Raw genomic sequence first — 11,848 nt, forward strand, 5'->3', positions numbered from 1 at the left:
CTTTAACCGCACGATGGCCAAGCCCTTCAATTGGAAATTTGCAGGGTTCACTGACGATAGATAAGCTGAATGGTTATTTCAGCCAGGCTGCACTAGTCAGACAAACGACCATGCTGTCTAAGGCGAAGAAATTTGCAACCCAAAGCAGTTGTTATGCCGTGAGTAGATTTTGATAGGCAGTTTCAATTAGCTCACAGTCGGTAGAGACTGCTTGCTCTAAGTTTTCTAGACGAGCAACTTCCGTTTGGCGATCAATCTCACGGGAGTTTTTCTGCTCTAGGAGGTTATCCAATTCCTGTTTGCGAGACTGGATATCCTCTTGCAAACGCTGCATCACCTCTTGGTTGTAGGCATCAAAACAGTCTTGGACTGAGTTGTAAATGGGCTGGTATTTTTCCTGAGCAATTTGGGGCAGACATTTCACAAATTCTTCTTTTGTGGCCTTGGTGAGCTGTTTGCGAGCGTGATCCGCTTGCAAAGCCCCAATGCCTAACCCCACTAAGGCAAAGGTGATGGGTCCCAACATAATGCCAAAGACCGATGAAGCGATTAAAGCAATCCCTGCAGAGGTAAAGAAGTTGAGCATAATGCTCTGGAAGTCAAATCCTGTAACGGCCATTGCTGCACCGCCGATATTGCCAGAGGCGAGAGAGAATAAGCCCATCGCCCATTTAGCCCACCCAGGCACGTTGTCATTGGACTGATGTTTGGGACCGCGAGCATTCATATTGTGCCCTGTCAGTTTTTCGGTGATCCGATCAGTCACTCGGGCATAGGAGTTGCCGTATTGTTCTGCGCTTCTGGACAGCTCTTCGAATGCGCTTTTGAGATCACGCTCAGCCCGAACACTCCAGGCAAAGAACTTATCGTTGACATACTGCTGAAAGGCTTGTTGAAACGCAGCGTTAAAGGCTTCACGTCGCCCTTGGCTAAATAGATCGAGCAGTTCTAGATCGGGGGGTTGATATTTAAGGAAGTCTTGGTCAAAGGTCGCCTCTAAATCGAATATATAGGTGCGAAATGAATCGGCAATGGAACGCGATCGCTGATCTCGCATTCGATAAATATCTGCTCTAAAATTCTCACCAATTTCTTTCAAATCCTCAAATTCTGGCTCTACGGACTCAATGCGTTGTTCTAATTCCTGAACACTCTGATCTAGCAGGGGAATCCGTCGAGTTGTGGCGTCTTGAACGCGATTGAGGGCTTGTCGGGCTAAGGTTCGGGCTTGCCGTAATTCTGCGATCGCCCGTTCTTGGGTCAGAAAGGTATTGAGTGAGGACAAAAAGTCAGGAAACCCAGTGCCCTCTAAGTTGGCATCCGTATCTTTCACTCGCTTGCGGAGGGCTTGCAAAGCTGAGACGGGAAATACCCGCTCTTCATAGAGGTCATAGCCATCGATTTGGCAGTATTCCGCCAGATTGGCATGGAAGACTTTATGGAGTTTGCGGGTGGCATCTTCCAATTCTTCTGGATCATCTGGGTCAATCAGACTTTCCTTAATTTGGTCCCAAGCATTAATTAAAAAGAAGATCGACAGTCCCCGATCTTTAATATAGTTCTCAAGGTAGCGACGTTCAGCCAGAGTACAGGGCTGGGTGGCTCGCAGTACAAAGAGAATGGCATGACAGTTTTGAATAAAGCCCAAGGAGAGGTCATTTCTGGCTTCCGTATCGTTCAAGCCTGGGCTATCGACAATTTCAACGCCTTTCTCTAGCAACGGTAGGGGATACTCAACCACAGCATGGCTCACGTCTGGAAAGGCAATCTGCTTTTGTTCTTCTAGTTGCTTAGCTTCTTCTGGGTCGATGGTGTAGCGGTCTTTAAAGCTAGCAAAGTCTATTTGTTCGGGAGATTTACCATCATTGAAGTGGACAGTCACAGTTTTGTCTGGACCATATCGCAAGATGGTCAGCAGGGCCGTGCAAGGATTAACGTCACTGGGCAGCAAGTTCTCACCAATCAGCGCATTAAGAAAGGTGCTTTTCCCCCGTTTCATGTCTCCCAAAACCATCAACCGAAAGACTCCCTGCTTTAAGTTACGGCAGGCGACACTCACGTCTTCGATTTCCTGTTGAAGCTGCAATGATCCAGAGGCAGATTCACCAGCCCGTTCAGCATCTTCTAAGGTTTCGGCAATGTTGGATAAATGGGAGGCGATTTCCTGACGGATCTGTGAAATGCGATCTAAGTCTTCCAGGAAGCTAGCGGTTTCGACGGGGTTACTCATAGTGGAGGAAGGTAAGGCTGCTTTTCCAGCATACCCATCTGCACTTTTAAATTCATCGAAAAATATGTGAGGGCTAAATTAGCCTAATTTCTTAACTGTATAACTAAGTCAGGAATATTATGAGACATATCCTTGTTTATACGCTCATTTGAGTCTTCCAGATAATAGGGATTTAGTATTGGCAGCAAGACGTGATTGCTCAACAAACAAAGTATTTATTTGATTCACACAGTAGCTTCCTGAGTATATTCTGATTTAATTAGATGAATAATAATTTTATTTTCTCGATTTTTTAATGGATGCTACACGTATTTTTCCAAAAATATCTTTACTGATCCTAATAGATAAAGCATCTCCTTTGGAATATCTTGTGAAAGGATAAAATTCTGATTTAAATTCTTCTGCTGGCAGATTTCTCCAAGATGTAGTGATTAATGAAAAGTACGAAGCTGAACCTCCTTGCTTTATTTTTCTAGTATCTTTAGTCAGCACATATACAGTTTCACCTTGTTTTTTATCATAAGGGAAGTCTACTAACATCATTAGAGGAGAATAAGTAGCTAATAACAACAAAAAACAAGTGGATATGACGAGAAAAGAGTGTTTATGGGTCAACTTCTGGGATTTGATTTTTAATTGATTACAATATTTGGCTATATAAGGAAGAGTGAAAGCACAAAAAAACAAAATAGTTGCAGCAAAAAAAACCATCAAGATGGATGGGCTATTATTAGTTACAAGCTTGATACGAGAATAGTTGATCTTTAAAAATTCCCAGGTCATGAGAGCTATGAGATCCCAAGCAAATAACGTTAACAAAAAATATTTATTAGGTTCTGGGAAAATTAAGGGTGGTTTCATTCCAATAATCCACTCACCTTTCTAAGACCGATGCTTTACCCATAACTCCTGTAAGCCTTATAGTTTTTAGGTTCTATGCTTTGCCAGTGCTTCATTTAAGGACTTGTGGGTAAGGCATAGTTTCTAAGACACTAATATTGTTGTTTTTTAAGATAGAGAGTTCAGGCAAGGAAAGATAATTATAAAGGGAATAGCATATAGCAATTCAATTAACGTTTATCAGTACTCGACATCCACCTAAACAGACCTCATTGATAATTTTTGAGAAGTCAGGCTCACAAGGATTTGTTCGGGATTATCTAGTAAATAATCAGGTCCTTGCTCAGCTAATACACTGCGATCGTTAAACCCCCAACTCACAGCAACACTCATCAAAGCAGCCTGATTCGCTGCCTTCACATCATTGATTTCATCACCTATATAAATGAGCTCTTTAGGATGACTAGCGTTATGCCTAGCTAATCTCTTCAGCGTTCGACTTTTTCCCGATAAAATCTGCCCGCCATAGATAAATTCAAATAGATGATCAATTTTATACTTCTGCAAAACATGCCCAACATTTCGTCGAGAGTTAGCAGTCACAATCCCCAAGCGGTAACCTTCAGCTTTTAAACTATGCAGTGCAGTGTCGATACCCTCCACTAGCGCCAAATCATCAATACTGCGAGTCAGCTCTTGCCGAAACCGCTGCAAATAGCAAAGGGATCTCCATTTGGGAATCCCCAATTCTTGAGCAATTTCTTGAATCCCTAACTTCCGTAGCAATTCAACCTGAGTGGAATTCAGGGGTTCATATCGAAAATCTTTTGCTAAGCGATTGGTGGCTTCAATAAATATGCCAAGGGAATCGGCAAGAGTGCCGTCAAAATCAAAAACGATCAAGCGCATACTTCGTTAGGCTCGTATCTCCATAACTTGAATTTCAATTTCATTCCACCCGATCCAATACCGTGATATTCGGGTCAATAATCTTTTTACCAATCCCTGGGAACTTCACCGCCAGGCAAATTTTATTGCCACCCCCAAAAATATGGGTCACTTCTCCCAGGCCAAAACCGCGATGAACCAGTCGATCACCGACTGCCCAATCCATGGCATGGGTATTGGGCATTTTTTTCTTTTTAGCTCCCGGCGCAACAGAAGAATGGGGCGGCTCAGAAGGGATAGCTGATAAGGAATTCGTCTGCAATAAATCACGGGGAAGCTCTGACAGAAATAGTGAAGGCATCGCTGGCTCCCTGGAGCCATAGAGTCGTCGCTCTCGTGCATGAGAAATAAAGAGCCGTTCTTGCGCCCGAGTAACGCCAACATAGCAAAGACGACGTTCTTCTTCGATCGCAGCCGGATCTTCTAAAGAACGAAAATTAGGGAACAGTCCCTGTTCTAGGCCAACCAAAAAGACGATGGGAAACTCTAACCCCTTAGCTGAATGCAATGTCATCAGTGACACCGTAGTTTTTTCATCTAGATCATCTAAATCAGAGGCCAAGGCCGTGTTCGCGAGAAAAGAAGGGAGAGACTCGTCGGTATTCTCTTCTGCATATTGTAAAGCGGCATTTTGCAACTCCTGGACATTGCCAATTCGATCATCCGCTTCATCGGTGCCCTGATTTTTTAAGTCCTGAACATACCCCGAATCTTCTAAGATCCCCTGAATAATATTGGCTGCAGATTGAGTTTCCACCTGACCTTGCCAATGCCGCATCATTTCCACAAACTGCAAAATTGGTTTGGCGCTACGAGCAGCTAAGGTCTTGACTGCCGTCTCTTCTGTCAGCATTTCCCATAGGGGCACTCCTAGCTCCTGGGCTGCATTCGTCAGGCGATCTAAGGTGGTTTTGCCAATCCCTCTTCGGGGTGTATTAATCACCCGTTTGAGGCTGACCGTATCAGCCGGATTAACGATTAGGCGTAAATAGGCGAGAACATCCTTAATTTCCCGACGATCATAAAACTTCAGCCCCCCAACCACGGTATAGGGAATACTCCAACGCACTAAGCCCTCTTCAAAAGCCCGAGATTGAGCATTGGTTCGGTAGAGAATGGCAAAATTGCCCCAGCTCAGTTCGGGGTGGGATTGCTCTAGGGTCCGAATTTGCTGGACGACAAAATCGGATTCATGCAGTTCATCATCCGCCCGATAGCAGTAGATGGGTTCCCCGGCTCCCCGAGTCGGCTTGAGAATTTTGTCGATGCGTTCAGTATTGTTGTCGATGAGTTCATTGGCCACTTGGAGGATGTTTTCGGTAGACCGATAATTCTCCTCTAGCTTCACCATCGTCCGCGTATCATCATCCGGCAGGCCATCACCAAAATCTTGCTGAAATCCCATCAGGATTTTAAAATCTGCCGCCCGAAAGGAGTAAATGGACTGGTCGGCATCACCCACCACAAACACAGACCGATGATCCCAATCCTTAAAGCTGCGGGTATCGGTACCGTTAGTTGCCAGCAATCGCAGCAAATCATACTGGGTGCGGTTGGTGTCTTGGTATTCGTCCACCAGCATATGGCGAAACTGTTTATGCCAATAGCCCAGAACTTGGCCATTCTGCTTTAGCAATTGCACCAGCACCCGAATCAGATCATCAAAATCCAGCCCATTATTAGCGGCTAGGGAATCTTGATATTTGCTGTAAACCTGGGCCACCACACGACCGCGAAAGTCCTGTTGATTGGCTTCCAGCTCTTGGGGGTTCCACCCTTGGTTTTTAGCATTGCTAATGGCAAAGCGAACGGAGCGGGGCTGAAATTTGCGATCGTCGAGATTGAGCTGATTGACCACAATATCTTTGATCAGACTCTGGACATCTGATTCGTCAAAGATGGAGAAATTACGCTGCCATTTACGGCCCTTCTCATCCTGGTATTTCTCAATTTCCATCCGCAACAAACGGGCACAGAGACTGTGGAAGGTGCCAATCCAGAGGGGTTTGGTAATGGTTTTATAGACTTGCGATCGCAACTTTGTCTGCTGCTGAGGCGCTAATAGCTCCAGGGCTTTGCCATGATCCTGCTGGGCCAACTGCTCCGCAAATAGCTTCTCAATCCGCTCCTTCATCTCCCGAGCCGCTTTATTCGTAAAGGTGACGGCCAGGATATTTTCGGGATTAACCTGATGCCGCATCACCAAATTGGAGATTCGGTAGGTCAAAGCCCGTGTTTTACCCGATCCAGCACCAGCGACGACCAATAGAGGACCACAAAAGTGTTCCACCGCTTGCCGCTGGGAGGGATTGAGATGACTTAAAAAGTCGGGGATAGCAGTCATAAACAAGCAAGGAGAGAAAGTAGAAGTGATTCGAGGAGGATGCCCTATCCATCTTACAGAGCAATATCCATCTTCCCTGTGCCCACCATACGGGATTCCATTTGAAATGCAAGTTATTAGAGACCAGAGATCATTAAAGTTAGGAAACTAGGCCGCTAACCCATTCTTGCTCTGGCTCAGATAGAGTTGGAGGAGGCGGTGCTTCAGTATAGTCAATCGATAAATCATATCCTGCTTCGTCGTATAGGGTTGCGATCGCACTCGGTAAATCGAGCGATACGTCTAAATCAGGTGATTTTAGGGGCACAGGCAAAATCGGTAAATGCTCAGAAAGCTGTAAGGGCCAGACATCCACCACCCCGGCATGGGCACGTGTGAGTGCGATCGCATAGGCCACCTCTGGCAATTGCGGATGGGCAAAGGGCCGGGTACCGCGACACACCCGTAAATTTCCAATCGGGCAGCATAATTGGGGCGCAACAGGGGTGCTAGCTGTTGTCGGATTTTATTCGCCAGAGCATTATGGAAATCAGGCCATAAATACCCTTCTAAGTAGGGATCCATACCTGGGAAGGGAGACGGCATATTCAATCAGTGAAGGACGTTTCTTCCCATTGTAGACACCCCAAGCCGAAGACTAAACGGCTGATCAAAGCATGGGGATCGAAATTTGGATCAATAATTGAGCACCTGAATAATAGGTCCCGAACTGGGAAGGTTACTGGAACTAACCGTGATGCCACTGCCGCCAGGTCGGCGAATTGTTGTGCCTTGCATCAGGGAAAGAAAGGCATCCACCGATTGCAAGTCGCAGGCACTTTCGTCAGCAGCAGCCGTTTTGTAATGGGTGGGAATCACCATCTTGGGATTAAGGGTTTGAATGGCAGCCTTCGCCTCTTCTGGGTTATAAGCCTTTGCACTGCCACCCACGGGGATTAACAGCACATCAGGCCGCCCCATCAAAATCTTTTGGTCTACGCTGATAGGAGAGGCAATGCCGCCTAAGTGAACCACATTGACGCCGCCTTGAACCCATTTCCAAGCCACATTGGTGCCAAACCGATAGCCATTCACCCGATCATGGAGCGTGCGGATGCCTTGAAATTGTAGACCGTTCGTTTTATAAGCCCCAGGTTCAAACAAGAGCTTGGGTCTGCCTGGTAAACCTTCCACCACCCCTTCATCCAGCAATCGGCTACTGATTAAGACAATATTGGCTGACGTTTGCGGCGACGGGTAGTTTGCCGTACAGCCCACCGGGCGGAATGGATTGACCAAAACCTGAACGCCGCTACCGGAGAATAAAAAACAGGTATGGCCTAGCCAGCGAATGCTCAGAGAGCCTGCGGCTTGAGCGGGAGAAGACTGCCATTGGGTGGCGAGACCTGCTCCTAAGCTCGTGATCAATCCTGCTTGCACATAGTGCATAAAGCGGCGACGGTTCATAGTTTTATGTGCTGTGTCCCTGAATGTGTGTCTTGTGAAACCCGATCAATTATTAATCATCGACAGGAAGGTTGTTCAAAAAATTCTTGAGTAGTTGCTTCCCAGAGGCTGTCAAAATACTCTCTGGGTGAAACTGGACGCCTTCGATATGAGGATAGTTCCGATGACGCACCCCCATAATTGTGCCGTCCTCAGTCCAAGCGGTAATCTCCAAGACTTCTGGACAAGTTTCCTTATCTATCACCAGACTATGATAACGAGTCGCGGTAAAAGGATTGTCTAACCCCGAAAATACCCCCGTAGATTTATGGTTGATGGGCGATGTTTTACCATGCATCAGCACTGGGGCAGACACAATATCACCACCAAACACCTGACCAATACTCTGATGGCCTAGGCAAACCCCCAGGATGGGGACATTTGCGCCCATCTTCTCAATGAGGTCTAGAGAAACACCGGCATCTTGAGGCCGTCCTGGCCCCGGAGAAATCACAATTGCATCCGGTTGCAGTGTCTCAATCTCTGCTAACGTAATCTGATCATTGCGGAAAACCTGGATATCTTGGGCTACCTCAAATTCGGCAGCGAGTTCTCCCAAATACTGCACCAGGTTGTAAGTAAAACTGTCGTAATTATCAACCACCAGTAGCAAGGCTTGTGCTCCTGTCCCTAGAGAAAATCATCTCTCCAACTTAGCGCGTTTATCGCCACAAAGCTGGCTAGAACCAAAGCTTGCTCCACGAGATTAAGCGTTGGTTAAGCTTGCAAAATTTCCATCAAGGGCGGAATAATCAGAAATCCAGCAATGATCACCGCTGCCATTGCCGACACTAAAACAGCTGCAGCAGCACAGTCTTTAGCAATCTTGGCTAAGTCGTGGTAAGTTCGCTCCACCGTTAAATCCACAACGGCTTCCAAGGCTGTGTTGAGTAGTTCCATCACCAGTACCAAGCCACTCGTTAAGGCAATCACAGCCAACTCCACAGGCTGAAGGTGGAGAGACAACCCCAAACTTAACGCCACACTACCAATAACCGTATGAATGCGGAAATTGCGTTGAGTTTGAAAGGTATAGCTCAGTCCAGCCCAAGCATACTTAAAGCTAATGAATAAATTATGAGCCACCTTAAAGGACAGCTCACGTTTAAGCCGCGCAGGTTCAGAGTCAGACCTACTTTGTGAAGAGATTATAGATTTATTTGACATAAATTTAATCTTTTTAGTGATTCTACACTATTGACCGCAAAGGATACTGCTGCAATCGAACTGAACGTGATGGGCCTGAATCAACTATGTAAATAGCCTATCCCTGAATAACAAAGGTTATTTCCACGGGCTTATGGAATAGGTTACCCACAGTTTTAGCAAACTCTCCTAGGAGTAGCCAGTGACCGCCGACACATTGATTAGATTAATTAACGCTTGCTGCTGGGCTAACATCTCTTGTAATCGTTCAGGCGTGGGATGATCCCAACCCAGTAGGTGCAACAATCCATGGGTCGCTAACCAAGCTAGCTCCTCCTGTAGGGTATGGTGTTGCTCCCGAGCTTGTTGGGTTGCAGTCTCTACGGAAATGATAATGTCGCCCAATTCCACAGGCATTTCTGACCATAACGCTGTGGGTCGGTTCGTTGAGTCAAGGGTGGCAAAGGCCAAAACATCTGTAGGACGATCAAGCTGCCGATAGGTTGCGTTCAAGCCCTGGATGGCAGCATCATCCGTCAGCAACAGGCTTAGTTCATAGGTCTGAATGGGGGAAATAGAAGGCTGCAAGTGCTCAAACCAGTGCTGGAACCATGCTTGCCAAGTGACCTCCGAAATTTGATACACCTGCTTAAGCGCATCCCTCTCTATCGGAGTCAACGGTTGTGCAGCTCCGTCACCCAAGTCCCATTGAACATGGACGTTGACTTGCATATTGTCTGACAAAACTGGGGGCTACCGAGTTAGGTAGGAGAGTCCAATCAGTAAGGCCAATAATCCTACGGAAGTTAAGCCAAACTCCACCAGTGACCGTTTGCCTTTGCGAACCATGTTCCTCATCGCTAGCTTAGTGTAGCTATCTGTGGGGGCTGGAGCGACATCCGTTGCAGGTGCAGGTTCAGTACTGGTCTCTTCAACAGGGTTAGGGCTGGTTTCGCTAGTGCTAGAAGGGTCAGAACTCATGGTTAAAGTGCAAATAACAACGCTGGAGAGGGATATAGCTCAGCTAAGAGTCAGCATTTCTCCCCACTCCTAACTGTAAGTCATCCGTATCGAAACAAGCAGATCTTGATCTAATTGTCTCAAGAAAAAGCAAGGCCTAATCTTTGACATACTAGGCCTTGCAAGAAAAAATAAAAGCCTTAGCCTCTTGTGTTGTTTAGAATTCATGAGGCTAATTCTTCTATGTTATTGTTTCGGGTCATGTGATCTCAAAAGGTAGAAAATCACGGTGATGAGCACCCAATAAGTAAGATAGAAATTTCCTGGCGGCTGAGGTTCAGGTACTTTGGGTGGGGGAGTTGAGGGAACTCCTATGTTAGTAGCTAAATCACCATTCAACTGCTGAGATTCAGACAGTAGAACTGCGGGAAAAGGATCTTCGACAAGGCTTCCCAAAGACATATATTATGTCCTCCAAAAAGTAGCAAACCTTGCATAAGTCTAAAGCGCTAGAACAATATACTTGGCTTACTATAAACACTTGAATTGTACCATTTAAAACAGGACTTGCCCCCGAAGAAAATATCTCGGGGGCATAGCTAAATATATTGTCTAGCGCTTATCTACGAATATAACTGCTTCTCAACATGTTTGTCAATATAAAACTCATCAATATAACAAGCATCAACACGTCAACAATCAATATATCCACAGGTATAAGCTGTTAGGCAAAAGTTTAAGTTGTTCTGAGGACTATTACCTTTTGGTTAGTTGATGCTTACTCAAACAGAGTTAGAAGTATCCTAAATATGACTGAACTTAAATTCTAGGGTTGTTCATACTCTATACAAACAGGGAGATTTTAAAATTATGTAGAATTTAATTGGATATCCAGAGTGCTTATTTCAGTTCCACAGAAAATTGCACTTCTAAACCAAAATATCGGTTCAGATTACTAACCTAGCTCTGAGCCTATTCTCGCTGTCCTAGTATTATGCGATGACAGACAGTAGAATTCATTCTGAATTTTTAAAAATTTTAGTAACCCAAAGTGGACAGCGTACACTTTGTATGGCTCTAGAATGAATCCAATATTTAAACTTATAGCGAATATCTTTAAATAATTTTATATCTACATATTTATTTTATTTTTTGCAGTTACTCATTCTATTGGTCACCATAACTAGAAGCATTTAATGTCTGACTAGTTAAGTGAAGGTTTAAACAGGCATATTTATATAGATAGTCTCTTTTATGGAGTATTTCAGCTTTTACTTATAATCACTTGTTTGTTTAAAATTACTCTCAAAAGACAAAAAATATCTCATGTACTGATACCAATATACGAGATATAAGTTATATTGACACTGATATAACTGCTTCATTATCAATATAATGATGTTTAGAATTTTTCGCTATTAGTTTTCTCATAAAGATGCTTAGAGGTTATTTATAAAGTAAATATTAAAATGAGGCTAAACGCTTCTGAGAAAAAGCTTTGAGATATGAATGATGACTTCGGGTGACTTCTGAGATAAAAACGCTAGTGTGATTTCACAGCATGAATTGCAGGCTGTTTTTATCTTTACTTTATAAATAACCTCTAAGTAAACATAGGGTCCTTTTTTTGCCTGTGTAGCTTTCGGATAACTGATAACACTATTTTTATGCCGGAATAAATTTTTTGGATGAATGTATGACAAAGGATAGATTACTTAAGTGGGGTGAAACCAAGACCCAGAAGCAGTTTATGCTAACTCCATCAGCATCTGCCCTTCTTGATAGGAAGGTTGATGAGCTAGTGCAGCCTGGCTGAAATAACCATTCAGCAGTGGAGCGCTCTTATTCTTAGCTAGGCTGAGAATATGTCCTACGCTCAGGAGGCCGCTCCTCTA

Annotated in this window: 10 protein-coding genes and 1 pseudogene; all 11 read right to left on the reverse strand. The window is 44.7% G+C overall.

Going from position 1 to position 11,848, the window contains the following annotated elements; all coding sequences use genetic code 11:
* Positions 1-151: 151 nt before the first annotated feature.
* On the reverse strand, positions 152-2,230 hold the full coding sequence (locus Q0986_RS09615) for a dynamin family protein (protein WP_299408831.1): 2,079 nt from the start codon (positions 2,228-2,230) through the stop codon (positions 152-154).
* 276 nt (positions 2,231-2,506) lie between these two features.
* Positions 2,507-3,091 (reverse strand): hypothetical protein, encoded by a 585-nt coding sequence (locus tag Q0986_RS09620; RefSeq protein ID WP_299408834.1) that lies wholly within the window; start codon positions 3,089-3,091, stop codon positions 2,507-2,509.
* Between the two features lie 237 nt (positions 3,092-3,328).
* Positions 3,329-3,979 (reverse strand): HAD-IA family hydrolase, encoded by a 651-nt coding sequence (locus Q0986_RS09625; protein WP_299408838.1) that lies wholly within the window; start codon positions 3,977-3,979, stop codon positions 3,329-3,331.
* Between the two features lie 40 nt (positions 3,980-4,019).
* The gene (gene pcrA, locus Q0986_RS09630) at positions 4,020-6,362 is read right to left on the reverse strand and encodes a DNA helicase PcrA (RefSeq protein WP_299408842.1); all 2,343 of its coding nucleotides are present in this window, start codon (positions 6,360-6,362) and stop codon (positions 4,020-4,022) included.
* Between the two features lie 139 nt (positions 6,363-6,501).
* A complete protein-coding gene (locus Q0986_RS09635; protein WP_299408846.1) occupies positions 6,502-6,804 on the reverse strand; it encodes a DUF4058 family protein in 303 nt (100 codons plus the stop codon).
* 62 nt (positions 6,805-6,866) lie between these two features.
* A pseudogene (locus tag Q0986_RS22940) lies at positions 6,867-6,947 on the reverse strand (DUF4058 family protein); the annotation flags it as partial.
* Between the two features lie 90 nt (positions 6,948-7,037).
* Positions 7,038-7,808 carry an MBL fold metallo-hydrolase gene (locus Q0986_RS09640; protein WP_299408852.1) on the reverse strand — a complete coding sequence of 257 codons (771 nt, stop codon included), beginning with the start codon at positions 7,806-7,808 and terminating at the stop codon, positions 7,038-7,040.
* 52 nt (positions 7,809-7,860) lie between these two features.
* Complete coding sequence (locus Q0986_RS09645; RefSeq protein WP_299408857.1) at positions 7,861-8,460, reverse strand: aminodeoxychorismate/anthranilate synthase component II; 600 nt, start codon at positions 8,458-8,460, stop codon at positions 7,861-7,863.
* 104 nt (positions 8,461-8,564) lie between these two features.
* Positions 8,565-9,014 carry a diacylglycerol kinase family protein gene (locus Q0986_RS09650; protein WP_299408860.1) on the reverse strand — a complete coding sequence of 150 codons (450 nt, stop codon included), beginning with the start codon at positions 9,012-9,014 and terminating at the stop codon, positions 8,565-8,567.
* Between the two features lie 168 nt (positions 9,015-9,182).
* Entirely contained in the window at positions 9,183-9,725 is a 543-nt protein-coding gene (gene ybeY, locus Q0986_RS09655) for an rRNA maturation RNase YbeY (RefSeq protein ID WP_299408864.1), read from the reverse strand.
* A gap of 21 nt (positions 9,726-9,746) precedes the next feature.
* On the reverse strand, positions 9,747-9,974 hold the full coding sequence (locus tag Q0986_RS09660; RefSeq protein WP_299408869.1) for a DUF3285 domain-containing protein: 228 nt from the start codon (positions 9,972-9,974) through the stop codon (positions 9,747-9,749).
* Positions 9,975-11,848 lie beyond the last annotated feature (1,874 nt).

This window comes from Acaryochloris sp. IP29b_bin.148 (assembly GCF_028285565.1).
Taxonomy (GTDB): domain Bacteria; phylum Cyanobacteriota; class Cyanobacteriia; order Thermosynechococcales; family Thermosynechococcaceae; genus Acaryochloris.

Coding starts and splice junctions, on each gene's coding strand:
- Q0986_RS09615 (WP_299408831.1), bottom strand. CDS start 2,230: ATGAGTAACCCCGTCGAAACCGCTAGCTTCCTGGAAGACTTAGATCGC.
- Q0986_RS09620 (WP_299408834.1), bottom strand. CDS start 3,091: ATGAAACCACCCTTAATTTTCCCAGAACCTAATAAATATTTTTTGTTA.
- Q0986_RS09625 (WP_299408838.1), bottom strand. CDS start 3,979: ATGCGCTTGATCGTTTTTGATTTTGACGGCACTCTTGCCGATTCCCTT.
- pcrA (WP_299408842.1), bottom strand. CDS start 6,362: ATGACTGCTATCCCCGACTTTTTAAGTCATCTCAATCCCTCCCAGCGG.
- Q0986_RS09640 (WP_299408852.1), bottom strand. CDS start 7,808: ATGAACCGTCGCCGCTTTATGCACTATGTGCAAGCAGGATTGATCACG.
- Q0986_RS09650 (WP_299408860.1), bottom strand. CDS start 9,014: ATGTCAAATAAATCTATAATCTCTTCACAAAGTAGGTCTGACTCTGAA.
- ybeY (WP_299408864.1), bottom strand. CDS start 9,725: ATGCAAGTCAACGTCCATGTTCAATGGGACTTGGGTGACGGAGCTGCA.
- Q0986_RS09660 (WP_299408869.1), bottom strand. CDS start 9,974: ATGAGTTCTGACCCTTCTAGCACTAGCGAAACCAGCCCTAACCCTGTT.